At 58.6% G+C, this 17,120-nt stretch carries 12 protein-coding genes; 11 read left to right on the top strand and 1 reads right to left on the bottom strand.

From position 1 onward, the window contains the following. Window position 1 precedes the first annotated feature (1 nt). The 7 genes from FHX60_RS08255 to FHX60_RS08285 all read left to right on the top strand — a co-directional run bounded on the left by FHX60_RS08255 (window position 2) and on the right by FHX60_RS08285 (window position 12,355). Window positions 2-1,039 (top strand): galactosyltransferase-related protein, encoded by a 1,038-nt coding sequence (locus tag FHX60_RS08255; protein ID WP_183283045.1) that lies wholly within the window; start codon window positions 2-4, stop codon window positions 1,037-1,039. After that, on the top strand, window positions 1,000-5,307 hold the full coding sequence (locus tag FHX60_RS08260; RefSeq protein WP_183283046.1) for a CDP-glycerol glycerophosphotransferase family protein: 4,308 nt from the start codon (window positions 1,000-1,002) through the stop codon (window positions 5,305-5,307). Before FHX60_RS08255 ends, FHX60_RS08260 begins: the two co-directional genes overlap by 40 nt. Beyond that, window positions 5,307-7,364 (top strand): capsule polysaccharide biogenesis protein, encoded by a 2,058-nt coding sequence (locus tag FHX60_RS08265; RefSeq protein WP_183283047.1) that lies wholly within the window; start codon window positions 5,307-5,309, stop codon window positions 7,362-7,364. Before FHX60_RS08260 ends, FHX60_RS08265 begins: the two co-directional genes overlap by 1 nt. 154 nt (window positions 7,365-7,518) lie before the next feature. Further along, on the top strand, window positions 7,519-8,940 hold the full coding sequence (locus tag FHX60_RS08270) for a capsule polysaccharide biogenesis protein (protein ID WP_183283048.1): 1,422 nt from the start codon (window positions 7,519-7,521) through the stop codon (window positions 8,938-8,940). A gap of 516 nt (window positions 8,941-9,456) precedes the next feature. Then, window positions 9,457-9,798 carry a hypothetical protein gene (locus tag FHX60_RS08275; protein WP_116340084.1) on the top strand — a complete coding sequence of 114 codons (342 nt, stop codon included), beginning with the start codon at window positions 9,457-9,459 and terminating at the stop codon, window positions 9,796-9,798. Beyond that, on the top strand, window positions 9,798-10,976 hold the full coding sequence (locus FHX60_RS08280; RefSeq protein ID WP_183283049.1) for an alpha/beta fold hydrolase: 1,179 nt from the start codon (window positions 9,798-9,800) through the stop codon (window positions 10,974-10,976). The genes FHX60_RS08275 and FHX60_RS08280 overlap by 1 nt, the downstream gene beginning before the upstream one ends. Window positions 10,977-10,993: 17 nt before the next feature. Then, the gene (locus FHX60_RS08285; RefSeq protein WP_183283050.1) at window positions 10,994-12,355 is read left to right on the top strand and encodes a cytochrome P450; all 1,362 of its coding nucleotides are present in this window, start codon (window positions 10,994-10,996) and stop codon (window positions 12,353-12,355) included. Between the two features lie 18 nt (window positions 12,356-12,373). Here FHX60_RS08285 and FHX60_RS08290 read toward each other — a convergent pair whose 3' ends face one another. After that, window positions 12,374-13,387, bottom strand: coding sequence for a hypothetical protein (locus FHX60_RS08290; protein ID WP_183283051.1), 1,014 nt, complete (start codon window positions 13,385-13,387; stop codon window positions 12,374-12,376). 275 nt (window positions 13,388-13,662) lie between these two features. Between FHX60_RS08290 and FHX60_RS08295 the strand changes: the two genes are divergently transcribed. The 4 genes from FHX60_RS08295 to alaC all read left to right on the top strand — a co-directional run bounded on the left by FHX60_RS08295 (window position 13,663) and on the right by alaC (window position 17,109). Further along, window positions 13,663-14,373, top strand: a complete 711-nt coding sequence (locus FHX60_RS08295; RefSeq protein ID WP_183283052.1) for a PadR family transcriptional regulator — start codon at window positions 13,663-13,665, stop codon at window positions 14,371-14,373. A gap of 78 nt (window positions 14,374-14,451) precedes the next feature. Continuing rightward, window positions 14,452-15,279, top strand: a complete 828-nt coding sequence (locus FHX60_RS08300; protein ID WP_181487001.1) for a siderophore-interacting protein — start codon at window positions 14,452-14,454, stop codon at window positions 15,277-15,279. Between the two features lie 127 nt (window positions 15,280-15,406). Beyond that, complete coding sequence (locus FHX60_RS08305) at window positions 15,407-15,745, top strand: hypothetical protein (protein ID WP_221209968.1); 339 nt, start codon at window positions 15,407-15,409, stop codon at window positions 15,743-15,745. 131 nt (window positions 15,746-15,876) lie between these two features. Next, complete coding sequence (alaC, locus tag FHX60_RS08310; RefSeq protein WP_183283053.1) at window positions 15,877-17,109, top strand: alanine transaminase; 1,233 nt, start codon at window positions 15,877-15,879, stop codon at window positions 17,107-17,109. The last annotated feature ends 11 nt before the right edge of the window (window positions 17,110-17,120 follow it).

Here is a 17,120-nt window from a genome sequence, read left to right on the forward strand (position 1 = left end):
TATGGCAACGCTATCAAAGCACTCGCCAGATTCGAAGCTTGCCATCGTGATTCCCGTCGACCTACCGCGTCGGCCCGGGGATCTTATTAGCAAGCTCGAGCGATTTGTGCGTGCTCCTGGCATGGCAGGTATGGAAATTGTGATAGCCCACAACGACCGAGGCACCAAGCAAGATCTAGCACTTCGTCGAACGCTGGGGGTGCTGCCACATGTTCGATTGTTTTCCGCGCGCTTCTACACTGGATCTGTCAACAGCGGATTTCTGCGAAACCGCGCGGTTGAGTTTGCAGAGGCGCCGATAATTCTTTTACTCGATGCCGATATTGTTTCAAATCCGGAGCTGTTCTCAGAATGTTCTAACAGGGTAAGTTCGGGTGAGGCCCCATTCATCATGCTGCCTTGTCTTTACCTAACCAAATGGGCTAGTAAACGGCTGATAACGGACAAGATAAGCGCCGATGAAATTCTTGATGCATATTTTTCATTTCGTCGCCGGCATTTTCAACACATGGCTAGCCCCTCATCGATTCTGTTTCTCAGGAAGGATGAGTATTGGGAGATCGGTGGGTTCGATGAGGCTTTTGTTGGGCATGGCTACGAAGACTTCGATTTCGCGCTGCGTCTAGCATTGCATCACGGAATGATTCCGATATGTGAAGATCTCTTGGAAAATCGAAGCTACCGGGCGCCATTGCTGGCGGAAGGGTTTCGAAAGTACTTGGGGCATATCAGCTTGCCGTACATTCTGGAAAAGAAAATCGCGTTCCATCTTTTTCATAAGAAGCCAGTAGGCGACTCATACTATCAAGCAAGAGCGGCCAATGCGGAGCGTTTCGGACGTAAAGTCAGAGATATTATGTCGCGTTCTTCCTACGACGCAACCGCTCCCTCGTCGCTAATCGATGCATTTTTTTCGCTATGCCGAGAGGTTGGCGTAGAGGCGCGAGACTACTTCGTACTTTTCGATACGCGGCCCGGCTATATTGATCGTTTGTCCACGTGGACGGAGCGATTTCGATTTCTCATTGGGCAACATTAACAACGGCTTCAAAATTTTTCGGTCGATCCATAAAAATTGGAATTTCTTATGTTGGCCGGATAAAGAAAATTGTAGGGACAATTATGACAAAGGAAAATAAAAAGAAAGGCGACACTTCCGGCGGGGGCTCCTCCAGCACTAAACGAAAGTTACGCAAGTTGGTTCGCTCGCCCAGGCTCTTTTTTCGCGACTATGCAGCTAAGCGGGCTGCGAAGCTGCGCGGCATAATCAGCCGCCCGATGAATCGTCCAAGACCCGGTTCCATCAGTGCCGAGCGTCGCTACTCCGTTGTTTCGGCTGTATATAACGTTGAAGAGTATTTGGACGAATATTTCAAAAGCCTCATTAATCAGACGCTAGATTTTGTGAGTGGCATTGAGTTGATTATAGTCGACGACGGCTCAACAGATCGCTCATCGCAAATTATTCGTCGTTGGCAAAGCCGATATCCAAAAAATATTAAATACATTCGAAAGGATAATGGTGGTCAAGCTAGCGCGCGAAATCTCGGCATCGAACATGCGACCGGGGCATGGATTACTTTTATGGACCCGGATGATTTCGTCTCGCGGAACTATTTTGCGGAGGTTGATTCTTGGCTTTCAGCTTCAAAATTGAAGCCTGCAATGGTTTCGTGTAATTTCGTTTTCTATCATGAATCCAGAAGGGAAGCCTCTGATACGCATCCTTTAAAATACCGCTTTGCTAAAGGGAATGTCACGGTAGATTTCGATAAACCCACAAAGCACATGCAACTGTCAGCTGCATCTGCGTTCTTTGAGACGGCACTTCTCCATGCAGATCCAACGCTGCGGCTGGACGAACGGATTCGACCAAATTTTGAGGACGCTCATTTTGTAAATTGTTATCTGGCCGCAAGTAAAAACAAGTATGTGGCGTTTCTGTCATCCGCAACATATTTCTATAGAAAAAGGTCGGCAGGTACGTCGACATTAGATGGCGCATGGTCTGACTTCGGCACGTATGGGGATGTTCTCGAATATGGCGTGCTTGATATGTTGCGGCGTCATACCGAAGGTAACTGCACGGCTGTTTACGCGCAACGTGTCGCGCTGTATCACTTGATATGGTACTTCAAGAGAATTATACCGGCCCCCAATGCCGTTTCTTTTTTAGATATTCCTCAAAAAGAACGGTTTTGGGAATTGCTCGATCGCATCTTTTATCTCATTGATCGTCAGACTATCCTCGATTTCGAGCTTGGAGGTACGTGGCTTCTCCATAGAGTGGGCTTGCTTTCCTGCTTTGGTAAGGAGGCGGCCGAGTACCAGAACGTATACTTAGAAGAACTCGACATCGCACAGGGGATGCTTCAAATAAGATATTTTACGGCGAAGGTTGGCTTTGAAGCTTTCCTCGTTGGTGGCCGAGACGCGGTCCCGATTGCCACAACTATCCGCGAACATACCTTTGTAGATCGATCGTTTGTTTTGGAGCGAATCGTCTGGATTCCGCTGCCAAAGCGTGGTTCATTAAAGGTGGTTTTAGACAAACTTAAGGTACATCTCGTTCTTGGTGGGAAACGCCAAGAGAATGTTGATGCAGGGGATTTGTATCTTCATTTTCACCGCAAGAAGAATAAGGTGGCTGCACCATTTTCACTGGGTGTAAAGCTCATTCGGCAGCTTGCTCGCACTCACCTTGTCAAAAAGCATTATGATGGGGCGTGGGCATTAATGGATCGTGATGTTAATGCTGACGACAATGCCGAGCATCTTTATAGATATTTGCGTGCACGCACTGATGTTAAGGCCTATTTCATATTGCGTCGTGGTTCCCATGATTGGAAGAGGTTGAGAGAAAGTGGGTTTAAGTTGGTGCCGTTTGGCAGCATCCGGCATCGGCTACTAATGCTGAATTGCGCGAATTACGTTTCGTCTCATGTCGATGCATATGTGACAAACTTCATGGATCCTTGTTACTACGGGGATATGTTGAATTACCGTTACACATTTTTGCAGCATGGAGTTATTAAGGACGATCTTTCGAATTGGCTTAATTCAAAGCGGATAGACTGTTTTATCACCGCTGCACGTCGAGAGGCGGAGTCGATCTGCGGTTTTTCGCGTTATAAATTTTCCAGTCGCGAAGTTGCATTGACGGGCCTGCCTCGTCATGATGGTTTGCTCCAAAATGATGCATCCTCTGAGCCGGTGTTGCTTGTTATGCCAACGTGGCGGCAAAACCTCGCTGGTCCACCGGTGGGTAGAGGCAATCGGCGCAGGCTTAATCCGGATTTTTGCGCGACCGAATATTTCAAGCAGTGGAATGGCTTTCTGTCTAGCGATGAATTGGCGGAGCTTGTACTCGGCGCCGGATACCGCGTGGTTTTTATGCCTCATCCAAACATCGCGCCGTATCTCAATCTTTTCCGCTTGCCCGATCATGTTGAGGTTTATGAGCAAGAGTCGGGAGAAAGCATGCAAACACTATTTCGAAGGTCGCGAATTCTTATTACCGACTATTCGTCGGTGGCTTTTGAGATGGCATGGCTCAATAAGCCTGTCGTGTATTTCCAATTCGATGCTCAAAGCGTCTTTGGGGGTGGGCACATCTACGAACCTGGGTACTACAGTTACCTAGAAGACGGATTTGGCCCTGTCTGTGAAGATAGGGCTAGCGTGCTTACTGGCATCCGGGAGATCTTCAATAATGATGGTTGCATGGCGGATAAATATGCTATACGCGCGTCGAAGTTCTTCGCCTATCATGATGGCGACAACAGCAAGCGAGTATTTGAGGCGATTAATGACATTAATCGTCCAGCACATCAGCGCCCTTTTGACTTGCAAAACTTGGCCTCCCAAGCACGCCTCGCCACTGACGGCGGTCACTGGTCGATCGCCGAATCCAGATGGCAAAAGCTCGCAGGCTCGGAATCCGAGGCAACGCTTTTTCTTGCGCAAGCTAAACGAAAACTCGGCAAGTTGGAGGAAGCTCTTGCCTTAGTCGGTCAACAGGCGGCCTACGGTGGTGTCGCGTGGAAGGCTGAGCATGGCGAGATTCTTTTCGCCATGAAAGCTTGGTCGGAAGCTGCTTCAGTTTGGCTGAAATTGTCGATGAGCATGGAGGAAGAGCATTCCGTTGGCGTGCATGCGCTTTTGCGTTGCATCGCGTGCTACTTGCAGCTTGGTGAGGTCCGAGCCGCTGCAGGCCTATTGGCGCGTCTTCCAGAAAATGAGCAGAACCTCCCATTGTGTTTTGAGGCACGCGCATGTGCTGCAGCGGCCGTTTCCGACTGGAAAGCCGCAGCGGTTCATTGGGCGGCCATATCTGACGCTGATATTCAGCGCATGCCGGCGCACAGCAGGCTCTTGGCTGGCTGGACCTACTATCACACCGGGCACGCTCTCCTTGTACTAAAGCTAATTCCCGCATTGCTGGTTGAACACCACAGGCAGGAAGAGGTGAATTACTTGGCTGGACTAGCAGCACTAGATTTAAGCGATAACAAACGGTTGATGGCCTATTGGGAATTGCCGACCCACACAACCGTTGGCAATGTGGAATTCAGCCTGTACCCATGGCTTCAGGTGCAAGACTACATCGCATTGGCAGCGGCGTGGCGTAGCGTTAGCAATCATGATGTGGCCCTCGAGATTCTCGCTCTAGCGGAACGAAGCGGACGTTCGCCGGAAGTCTTCATGGCGAGGGCCGAATGCCTCAATGAAGCCGGACGTTGGATGGACCTTGTTGAGCTAAGCGAGAAGCTTTCCGATCAAAAACTTGAGCCCGCTGTTCTTATTGAATTCCTAAAGTTGAAGGGAAATGCAATGGCGCAGTTGGGCAATATTCAGAGCGCGATGGCCGCCTATGGATTGGCACTGGAGATTGAGCCCAACTCAGCGGCCCTGCATGGAAAGCTATCAGATCTGGCGTACCAGGAGATGGATTTTGAACGAGCGATCCAGCACGGGATGAAAGCGTACGATTTGCATCGTCTGGTGTTGTCAAAAGCGGGGATGGGCATGCGGTTACCGCCCGCGCTGCTGGTTAACACGATCAACGCACTCCAAGCTCGTGGTCGGACAGCAGAGGCGGCAGCACTTCTTTACCGAGAGGCGGCCCACCTAAAGTTAACGGAAACACTGGCTCAACCTGAAGTGGACGCCGAGGCGCTGTTTCAGTGTGCGCAATGGATGTCACGCGTGAGTATTGACTATATGTCGTTTGAGGCGCAGTCAGAGCACCTTACACAAACAACGGACATGCTGGGATCATCATTCTCCATGGCACAGGCTCACTAATGACACTCGGCATCTCATCCCGTGGAATTCTGCGCATCCCGCATCTCGAGGCGTTGGTTGGCGACAGCGTTCGCTACGTAAAGCGCTGGGACTTTGCATTGCCAGCCGAGATAAGTTCGATTGCGGGATGGGGTAGTAAAGCCAGCGCGCTAAGGGCGCGCCGGCTTGCTTTAAAGAATGGCAAGCCATATGTGGCGTTGGAGGACGGGTTCCTACGATCAATGGGTCTCGGTGTCGACGGCGCCGCGCCGATATCGTTGGTTCGCGACGAAGTCGGCATTTACTATGACGCGACAAGGCCTTCGGCGCTTGAGCGCCTTGTCGCGGCAGCAACAAGCAATGCGACGGAACTAGCGGATGCTCGTCGCGCTATTGAGTTGATCACCCGTTATCGGCTTTCAAAGTACAACCATGCACCAATCTTCAAACTCCCCCCGCGGAATCTGAGGCTCCGAGTATTAATTGTTGATCAGACCTGGGGCGATATGTCTCTGGTTCTTGGTGGGGCGAGCCCGAAGACTTTTGAGATCATGCTGGAATCGGCCAAGGCCGATTTCCCTGACGCAGAGCTTTGGATAAAAACGCATCCAGACGTACTCAGCGGAAAGAAGCGCGGTCACTTGGACCAACGACAAGCCAATGAGCGGACTCATTTTCTCGCTGAAGACTCTTGTCCGCTTTCCCTTATAGAGCAGTTCGACCACGTGTATGTAGCTACCTCGCAGATGGGTTTTGAGGCCCTGCTGCTAGGGAAATCTGTAACATGCTTTGGGCAGCCTTGGTACTCAGGCTGGGGCCTAACCGATGACCGGCACCCAGAAATGGCGGCACTTCAGGCTCGGCGACCGGGTCCGCGGACGTTAGAGCAGCTTTTCGGTGCTGCCTATTTTCAATATGCGCGTTATGTGAAACCTACTACGGGGAAGCCAGCGACGTTGTTTGACGTCATTGAATGGCTCGCTCGAAATAAGTCGATTAACGAAGAGAGTAGAGGAGTTCTCTATTGCGTCGGCATGAGTCGGTGGAAAAGGGCTGTAGCAACCCCGTTTCTTCGTACGCCCTCAAGCCGTATCCACTTTGTGCCCAGGTTGAATCCCAAAGAACTAAACATGCTCCCGGGCGGCGCTAGGCTAGTAGTGTGGGGTAGCCGTGAAGTGGCTTTGTGCGAGGCTGCCGTGGCGCGCGGCATATCGGTATTGCGCCTAGAGGACGGATTTGTCAGATCGGCAGGGCTGGGCTCGGACTTGCATGCACCGTTGTCGCTAGTCGTAGATGATGGAGGGATTTATTATGATCCGAAGTCGGACAGCAAACTGGAGCGCCTGTTAGCAAACTGCAACTTAGATGACAAGGATCGGAAGCGCGCTGCGCGAATTCGAGAGACCTTGATTCGTTTAAAGGTCAGTAAGTACAACGTTGGAATTTCTTTTACCCTTAGCAAGTCGGCGAATGGCCGTAAGATCCTGCTCGTGCCGGGGCAGGTCGAAGACGATGCGTCAATCCGTAAGGGCTCGCCATCAACTTTCAGAAACCTTGATCTACTCGCAGCGGTGAGGGTCGCGAACCCGAACGCTTGGATCCTATACAAGCCGCACCCTGACGTCGTGGCGGGAAATCGTCCCGGTCGCATTACGGAAGTTGATATGGACGCTCTCGCGGACGAGATCGTTGGGGAAGCTAGCATTGCTGACTGCATAGCTGCAGCGGACGAAGTTCATACAATGACTTCACAAGCAGGTTTTGAAGCTCTCCTTGCGGGCAAGACCGTACACTGTTACGGCGCGCCGTTCTATGCTGGTTGGGGATTGACGATTGACCATTTACCGATAATTCACCGAAACCGTCGTCTTTCGATCGACGAACTCGTTTTCGTTACGCTATGCCAATACCCTCGATACCGGTTACCGGGTATAGATGGGTTTTGTGCCGTCGAAGACGTTGTTCAATATCTGGTTTCAAGGAGGCAGTCCAGAGATCGGAAGGTAGGAAGTAACTGGTTTGGTCGCCAGTGGCGTAAGGCAAAACAACTGATTAGAGTCTTCGCGATGGGACGGTAGCGATTGAACGTTGTTATATTCAATCGCACAAAGGCATAAAACCACGGATTCTTCACTGCATGCCAGTCTACGTGCGCGTGGAACAGGGACGCCGCTTCGGCCTGTACGGCATTCCAAAAATAGAATTCGGATATTGGGGAGAGGAAAAACGGGTATGTTGCAATACAGGGTCGGCCATGTGCCCGTCAACGGTGCTGGCTTTGCATGGCCAGATCAGAATAATACGGCTCCAGAAGGAGCTGGGCTCCATGAGGCGGGCTTCGCTCAGCTATCAATGCACCGCCGCATTCTGCTTCTTCAAGGGCCCAATGGTCCCTTCTTCTCGCGCCTTCGCGACCTGCTGGTTGCCAACGGTAGTCAAGTCACTAAAGTAAATTTCAATGGCGGCGACGACCTGTTCCACCGTACGGGCGACGTCATTCAATTCACGCAGCCGATGGCTCTCTGGGAGGCGTTTCTTCGAGAAATTCTCACGCAACGCCGCATCGACGCCATCGTGGTATTCGGCTCCAGCCGTCGCCACCACCGCATTGCCGCGCGCGTGGCGGAAGCCTTGGGGATTGCGTTCTGGGCGTTCGAAGAGGGTTACGTGCGCCCGGACTACATCACGCTGGAGTGTGGCGGCGTGAATGCGGACTCGCCACTGGCCCCACTTGCCATCGCCGATATTCCGAAGGTCAGGGTGCCGGCGAAGCCCCGCAAGTTCCGGCATTCGTTCCGGAAGATGGCGCTGTATTCGTTCTGGTACTTCGCCGGCGGCATGGCCGGTGCGCGTCGCTATCCACACTACCAGCATCACAAGCCGTTCGGCATGCACGAGCTGGGGCAATGGATTCGGGCGGCATACCGCAAGCAGCTTTATCGCTGGCAGGAACGGCCGCTGCGCGAGCAACTGCTGGCGAACGACCATCCACACTTCTTCCTGGCGCCGCTACAGGTCTACAACGACAGCCAGATTCGCGTGCACAGCCCGTGGCGCCGGATCGAGGATTTCATCGAATGGACCGCGCATTCGTTCGCAGAGCATGCGCCCGCCGACAGCGTGCTGGTGTTCAAGCACCATCCGATGGATCGGGGCCATACCGATTACGCAGCGTTTATTGAGGCATGCGCCGCGCGCTTTGGTGCGAGCGGCCGCATCGTCTATATTCACGACGCCCATCTGCCGTCGCTGCTGCACCGATGCATGGGGTTGGTGACGGTGAACTCGACGACCGGTTTGCAGGCCTTGTTTCACCGTGTTCCCGTCATTGCGCTCGGCCGTTGCTTCTACGCCAAGCCGGGCCTGACTTACCAGGGATCGCTGGATGCGTTCTGGAATGATCCCGGCACTGTCGACATGCGGGTCTATTCGCGCTTTCGCAACTATCTGGTGCGGGTGTCGCAAATCAACTCGTCGTTCTATGCCGACGACATGCTGGTGCCCGTTCCGGAGCAGCGTCGCAAGGATCTGCAACGGCGAAAACTGGCGCGGCTGCTGTTTGTCGCCGGACTCGTGACCGCGGATGCGTATAGCGGCCGGGTCTGGGATATCACCGCAACGGTTAACCTGCTCGCGGCGCTGCTGGTCGGATAGGTGATACGGCCGTCCGGTCGGCTGAGGCCTTGCATGGCGATGTCATTGTCCTGCCTCCGTCATACGTGTTCGTCGCGCCAGTCTTGCGCAGCGGATGCCATCACGAAGGCGGCAAGGCCAACCATTGCAAGTAGAACAAGGCTGAGGATCAGCATGCAGTCCTTTCTCGAGCGTCCCGCTCTGTGTTCTATTCAACGGCTGGCGCATGCCGGTCACAAATTGGAGGAAACCCGTATGCCAGGCAAGCTTAGGCATAAGTGAATCCGAGCCTGTTCGTGCCGGGAACGTCAGCGTTGGCGTCTGCGTACGAGCCCCATCGGGATCTTGTTTCAAAACTACAACAGTCGAGACGGTGACGTTCCCGCGCTGGTGGGATCGGCCGGATAACCGGCTGTCCCTGGTTTGATCTGTCGCTATACTGTCGGGCGCCCTGGCGCCGCTAGCGCCGGCAGATAGCAGTTCCACCGCATTACCCGCTGCGCCCCCAGCCCCCATTCTTCGCCCCCGCTCATCGCCATGAGAGAACGCATCGCCGGCTTCCTGCTGATGGTCTTTATCGTCCCATTGGCAGTCCTCGGATACCTCCTGATTGTCTATATCGGCTTTTTCGGCAAGACCGAACGCGGCCGGGCAGGGGTGCGGGCGCTCGATCATTTCGTCAATGCGACGCTGTTTAATGGCTACGCCTGGGAGTCGGTGTCGTCGCATGCCTGGCGCGAACAGCATCGATGGTGGGCGCGGTCGATTATCTGGTTTACCGACAAGTTCCAGCAGGATCACTGCCGCCGCGCCAACAAGCGCGAGCAGCCGATCGTGGATCTGGTACTGAAGAAGAAGCTGCACCACCGGACGCAATGATGAGCACAGCGTTTCAGGAGAAACCTGCGCAGTCCGCTGCGGATCGCGTAGGGCGTCGCAAGGTCTATTACGTCAGCGGCTTCGATCCGCGTGGCGCGGCGTTTTATCACCGCCTGTATCGCGAGGAATCGGCAAAGCAGGCGATCCATCATGGTGGTTCGGTCACCGTAGGCGGGCGCTCGCGGCTGGGTGAGCATGTGAGCGCCTGGAACGTTGACGGGGACTGGGAAGGCCATACTGTTCGCACTGAATACCAGTTCCTGCATTGGGATGACCTGGTGCGCCGGCACTGGCAGCCCAGCTTGCCGCGGCTGGTGTTGGCGACGCTTGCCAGCTATGCGCGCTATATCGGTTGCGGTGCGTTCGGCCGCCTCAGCAAGACCTTCCGCGGGCCTTTCTTCAGTGCGTTGTATCCGCTGGCTTACCTGGCGCTGCTGCTGGTGCTTGCGGTGGGGGGCGGGGTTGGCGCCTGGGCGGCGCTGTCCGCCGTGGGTGCGCAGGGATGGCTGGCGGGAGCGGGCGGGCTTGCCGCCGGCGCCGTGCTATTAGGCGGCGGGGTGGCGTTGGCAAACCGTCTGGCGGTGTTCTGGCTGCTGCGGATCTACCGCTTCGTACAGGCGTGGGGCGAGCGTGAGCCCGAGGATGTCCGGCGGCGCATCGATGCGTTTGCCGACTGGATCCGCCGTGACCTGGAAGCATCTCCCTGCGACGAGGCGCTGGTGGTGGGCCATAGCGTGGGTTCGATCGTCGGCGTGTCGCTGGCGGCCCGGCTCGCGGATCTGCTGACGCCGGAGCAGCGGCGCGGCCTGACGCTGGTAACGCTTGGACAGTGCATTCCGCTGCTGAGCCTGATGCCGTCGGCCACCGCGTTCCGCAAAGACCTGCAGCGCTTGTCCGCAGAGCGGGACATGCAATGGCTCGACATGAACGCGCGTGCCGATTCGCTGTGTTTCTCGCAGGCCAATCCGCTCGATATTTCGGGCATTGCCGGCGCTGCCGCGGGCCGACCGACCGCTCAGGTAGTGCGGCCGTTCCGCATGTTCGGCCAGCAGGAATACGCGCGCATGAAGCGCAGCAAGCAGCGCCTGCATTTCCAGTACCTGATGGCAAGCGCCTTGCCTAACGAGTACGACTATTTCCGGATGACGGCGGGACCGCGCCGCATCCAGCCTTTCTGATATCCGCGCTTCGCCCCATGAATTTCCAGCCCCCGTATCCCAAGCCGCATGTGCGCAAGAGCTCGTTCCTGTTGCGCTTTTTGCGTGGCTGGAATTCCTGGATCGATGTCCTGTTCGAGCGCAGCTATTCGATGAAGATGGGCAAGATCTCCCAGCCCGGCATGGACATCTTCATGGTGAACGATGCCGACTGGGTGCGCCGGATCCTGGGGGACGCGCATGCGTATCCCAAGCACAAGCTGATGCACCGGATGCTGGAGCCGCTGCTGGGAACCAGCATCTTCACCACCAACGGAGAGCTGTGGGAGCGGCAGCGCCGCCTGGTGGAGCCGGCGTTCGCACAGGCGCGGCTCAAGCTGGTGTTCGCGCTGATGGCCGATTCGGTGGCGGGCATGACCGGGCGCATGGATGCCGTGGCGGATGGGCGCTCCTACGAGGTCGACGGTGAGATGACCTACGTGACGGCCGACATCATTTTCCGCACCATCCTGTCGGAAAACCTCGAGGAGTCGGCGGCCAAGGAGATCTACGACGCGTTCCTTGAATTCCAGCATCACGCGCAACGGGCGATGATCCTGATGATCTACCGGCTGCCGCCGGTGTTCTCGGCGTGGGCGAGCAAGCGCGCGGCGAAGAAGATCCGGACGATTCTATCCGGGATCATCGCGCGGCGGATGGCAGAGCGCGACAGCGGGCGGGGCAGCGCAAGACAGGACATCCTGGCCGCCATGATGGATGCTGTCGATCCGGTCAGCGGCGATCGTTTCACCTATGAAGAGTTGGTGGACCAGGTCTGCATGCTGTTCCTGGCTGGTCACGAGACTTCTGCCAGCGCGCTGACGTGGGCGCTTTACCTGATCTCGCAATGCCCGCACCTGCAGGACCAGATGCTGGCGGAGATCCAGGCCGCGGTGGGCGACCGGGATTTCGAACTGAGCGATATCAAGAGCCTCCCGACCGTGGGCAACGTGTTCCGTGAAACGCTGCGCCTGTACCCGCCCGTAGGGTTCTTCGTGCGCGAGGCCGCGCAGTCGCAGTGCATCCGCGACAAGTCCGTGAAGGAAGGCTCGCCGATCCTGATTTCGCCGTGGCTGCTGCATCGGCACCGCACGCTGTGGGAGCGGCCGGACGAGTTCGATCCGGATCGTTTCGACACGCCTGCGGGCAAGGAGTCGTCGAAGTGTGCGTATATCCCGTTCAGCAAGGGGCCGCGCGTTTGCATCGGCGCTGCCTATGCGACGCAGGAAGCGGTGCTCATCCTCGCCAGCATCGTGCGTCGATATCGCGTCGAAGCGGATCCGGGGCACGTGCCGAAAGTGGTGGGGCGCGTGACGATCCGTTCGGGCAACGGGGTACGCGTCAGGCTGCGGCGCCGCTGACCGGCGTGCCCGCTGCGGCTAGAACCCGCTGATCCGCAGCCCGAGCGAAAACAGCCCGTAGGTCCGGTCGAGCCGGCTTGCGGTAACGGGGTTGTACAGCAACGGCACATAGCCCATCAGGCTGTTCTGCGCGCCTTGTCCGCGCACGAAGACGTCGACATGCCGGTTGATCGCGTACGACGCCTGCAGCAGCACGGTCTGGTTGAACTGGGTCCTGGCCGAGCCATAGGCCATGTAGCGATTGTCCAGTTCGCGGAAGAAGTACTGGACGTGGTAGCCCGCGGTCAGGCTCCAGGCGCCATGGCCCCAGCGCCATGAGCCGCCCGCGCCGATGAACGCGCCGCTGTCATTGAAACTGTTGCCGGCGTCGACACCGAGATCGGCGGCATTGAGGCGAAAGCCGCCGCTCGGGACGGTAGCGCGCCCCATGCGGCAGGGCGCCGCAAGCGTACCGGTTGCCATGTTGTCGGCACTGACCCTGACGTTGTACAGGCAAGAGCCTTGCTTGAGCGTGCCCTGGATATCGCCGGCCCGGACCCAGCTATAGCCGCCGCTGATAAAGCCGGTCAGTGCCTGGCCGGGCCAGGCGCGGCCGGTGTAGATCAGGTCGGCCTGCACCTGCGTGTCGTTCGGGTGGGCGATGCTGTAGTCGGCAAGCTTGTTGCCCGGCATCGCGCCCGATTTGCGCAGGCTGCCGGTGTAATTGCCCCAGGCCGACAGGCGCAACGTCAGTTTGCGGCCGGCATCGGGCGTCGAGATCAGGCCGTAGCTGGTCGACGCCAGCCAGCTGTCGATCCCGGCGGAGTCGTCGCCGTGGCTGACATGGCGGCGCCAGTAGCCCGCCTCGAGCGACCAGGCCGGCGAGAGCTTGTAGCCAAGCCGCAGATGTCCGCCCTGGTAATGGCTGCCCACGTCATACGCCGGTTCAGCGTAATAGCCCTGCGCCGCCGGTCCTACCGGTTCCGCGCTGAGCAACGCGTCTTCCATCGCACCGAACGCTGCTCCCATTGGCGCCAGCATCATGGCGCCCATGCAGGCCCTCAGCCTGCGCTGAATCCTGGCGTCCATCGCGTCCCCCCGGTTGGCCTTGTTGTTGTTCACTGTCGTGCCGGCCGTGGCACCGTCTGTCGCGATGCTTGGCGTTAAATGAATGTTGGAAAGCGGCGCGGCGATAGACAACCCGGCTTGGTACGCCAGCGCACGGAGTGCATGGCGGGCGCCGCGGCGGCCACGGCGAGATGCAGACTTGACTTTAGATCGTACGATATATATCGTAAGATATGTCTGGCGATATATAGGAGAGGCTCATGCTGCACCACCACTCGCATCCCTTCGGCGCTGGCCCGCATCCGGACCTTTTTGGCCGGGCCCGCCATCTCATGACGCGCTTCGCCCCGCACCTGGTTCATCACGCCATGGGCCGTGGCCACGGCGGCGGCTTCTGGGGCGGCCGCGACGATGACGGTTTCGGACCCGGCGGCCCGGGCGGCTTCGACGAAGAAGGCTGGCGCCGCGGTCGCAAGTTCAGCGCCGACGACCTGCAATTGCTGCTGCTGTCGTTGCTGGAGGAAAAGCCCAGCCATGGCTACGAACTGATCAAGGCGCTGGAGACGCGCACCAACGGCTTCTACAAGCCGAGCCCCGGCGTGGTCTATCCCGCGCTGACGTATCTGGAAGAAGTCGGCTATGCCACCGTCGACACCGAAGGCAACAAGAAGCGCTACCAGTTGTCGGAGACCGGCAAGGCGCACCTGACGGCCAACCGCGAGCGGGTCGATGTCATGGTGGCGCGGCTGCGCCACGTGGCGCGCAAGATGGAGTGGATGCGCCGGGCCATGCGTGGCGAGCAGCAGCCTGAGCCGGAGCAGGGCGGCTGGCTGCCCGAGCTGATGCAGGCGCGGGCCGCGCTGAAGCAGGCGCTGGTAATGCGCAGCGAAGCGAGTGCCGACGAGCAGCGCCGCATTGCCGCGATCCTGGCGCGCGCGGCTGCAGAGATCGAAGCAGGCCCGCAGGCCTGAACCATGGCGCTGACCCTGGCATCGGCCTTCGGCAATCGTGCCGCGCAGGCGCAGCGCATGCATACAAGGAATCCCGATATGACCCAAGACACGACTGAGCCCGCACGCAACCTGACCGTCGAGCGCGTGCGCCATCCGCTGAAGATGCGCCTGCTGCAGGTGGTGCGCACCACGCAGGTTTCGCCGCAGCTGCTGCGCGTGACGCTGGGCGGCGCCGACCTGCAGGACTTCGTCTCGGCGTCGTTCGACGATCACGTGAAGGTGTTCTTCCCGCCTGGCGGCGATGACAAGCCGGTGTTGCCGCAGGTCACCGCAGACGGCATTGCATTCCCCGAGGGCCAGCCGCGGCCGGCCGCACGCGACTACACGCCGCGCCGCTTCGATGCGGCAAAGCAGGAGCTGGACCTCGAATTCGTGCTGCACGGTGACGGCCCCGCGTCCACATGGGCCGCGCAGGCCCGGACGGGCCAGTACCTCGGCGTGGGCGGGCCGCGCGGCTCGTTCGTGGTGCCGACGGGGTTCGACTGGCACCTGCTGGTCGGTGACGATACGGCGCTGCCGGCCATCGGGCGCAGGCTGGAAGAGCTTGGCGCCGGCACCCATGCCATCGTGGTGGCGGAGGTGGGCGATGCCGGCGCGCAGATCCCGCTGCCGAGCGCCGCGCAGGTGGACCTGCACTGGCTGCATCGCGGCGATGCGCCGGAAGGCAGCCTGCTGGAAGGCGCGCTGCGCCAGCTGGCGCTGCCGCGTGGCGAGGGCTATGTGTGGGCTGCTGGCGAGGGCGCCGCGATGAAGGCAGTGCGCCAGTACCTGGTCACGGAACGCGGCATCGACAAGAAGCGCATCCGGGCGTCCGCCTATTGGAAGCGCGGGGCGTCGGCGGTCCACGAGACCCTGGATGACTGAGCGCGGCAGCGCGGTGTACGCGCGCGCGCTCATGCCATAAGATGGCGGCATCGCCATTGCCAGGAGCAGCGCCGTGCCGTTTGCCATCAAGCCATTGCGCCTCGCCGCCGCGGCGGTATCCGCGGCCATGCTGGCCGCCTGCGCACCGGATTCCGTGCGCAATCTCGAGGCCAGGGGCTTCAACGCCTATCTCGATTCGTTGCAGGCCGCATGCCCCGATATGGTGGTCGGCTCCAGCAATATCAGCGAATGGCTGCGCACCAGTGGCAGCCGGGACGACGACAACTACGTCTACTGGCTGGACCAGACTTCGCGGCTGTATTACCGCCGCATATCGCCGGCCCAGTATCGCGCTTCGGTCAGCGCGGCGCTTGGCGGCAAGTCCGATGCGCGCGCGCTCGACTGCATCGTGCGCAACCTGCCGGCGGATCGGCCCACGCATCCGCCGGGCGGCAAGCTGCTCTGATCGGTCGCGGGCGGCCACATATGGCCGTTGTGCAATCGCCGCATCCCCGCTAACATGAGTCCCCGGCAGCCGAGACAAAAGCTGCCGACGTCGCTCGGACGGTTCCGGGCGCTTACGTAAAGGACCTCTTCATGACTGCCGCTTCCTCCGGCAAGCGCCGCTTCGCGCGCATCGATCGCCTTCCCCCGTACGTTTTCAATATCACCGCCGAGCTGAAGATGGCTGCCCGCCGCCGTGGCGAGGACATCATCGACATGAGCATGGGCAATCCCGATGGCGCCACGCCGGCGCATATCGTGGCCAAGCTCACCGAGGCGGCGCAGCGCCCCGATACGCACGGCTATTCGGCATCCAAGGGCATTCCGCGGCTGCGCCGCGCGATCTCTCACTGGTACCGCGAACGGTATGACGTCGAGATCGATCCGGATACCGAGGCCATCGTCACCATCGGTTCGAAAGAGGGCCTGGCGCACCTGATGCTGGCCACGCTGGATCGCGGCGACACCGTGCTGGTGCCCGATCCCAGCTATCCGATCCACATCTACGGCGCGGTCATTGCCGGGGCCGACATCCGTTCGGTGCCGCTGGTGCCGGGCATCGACTTCTTTGCCGAGCTGGAGCGCGCCATTCGCGGCAGCTATCCCAAGCCCAAGATGATCGTGCTGGGATTTCCGTCGAACCCGACCGCGCAATGCGTGGAGCTGGACTTCTTCGAGCGCGTGATCGCGCTGGCGCGCAAGCACGATATCTTCGTGGTGCACGACCTGGCTTACGCGGATATCGTCTTCGACGGCTGGAAGGCGCCGTCGATCATGCAGGTGCCGGGTGCCAAGGATATCGCGGTGGAATTTTTCACGCTGTCCAAGAGCTACAACATGGCGGGCTGGCGCGTGGGCTTTATGGTCGGCAACCCGGACCTGGTGGCGGCCCTGACGCGCATCAAGAGCTATCACGACTACGGCACCTTCACGCCGCTGCAGATCGCCGCCATTGCCGCGCTCGAAGGCGACCAGCAATGCGTCAGCGAGATCGCCGCGCAATACCAGTCGCGCCGCGACGTGCTGGCGCGCGGGCTGATCGAAGCGGGCTGGCCGGTGGAAATCCCCAAGGCCTCGATGTATATCTGGGCGCGGATTCCCGAACCCTACCGCGCGCTGGGCTCGCTGGAATTCTCAAAGCAATTGCTGGCCAAGGCCAAGGTCTCGGTTTCGCCGGGCATCGGCTTCGGCGACTATGGCGACGAGTACGTGCGCTTTGCGCTGATCGAGAACGAATCCCGCATCCGGCAGGCGGTGCGCGGCATCAAGGCGATGTTCCGGGCGGACGGGCTGGTAAAGCCGTCGTCATCGCCGGTGCAAGCGTGAACGTGCGCCGC

Origin of the sequence: Cupriavidus alkaliphilus (assembly GCF_014191175.1) — a bacterium.
GTDB classification, from domain to species: domain Bacteria; phylum Pseudomonadota; class Gammaproteobacteria; order Burkholderiales; family Burkholderiaceae; genus Cupriavidus; species Cupriavidus alkaliphilus.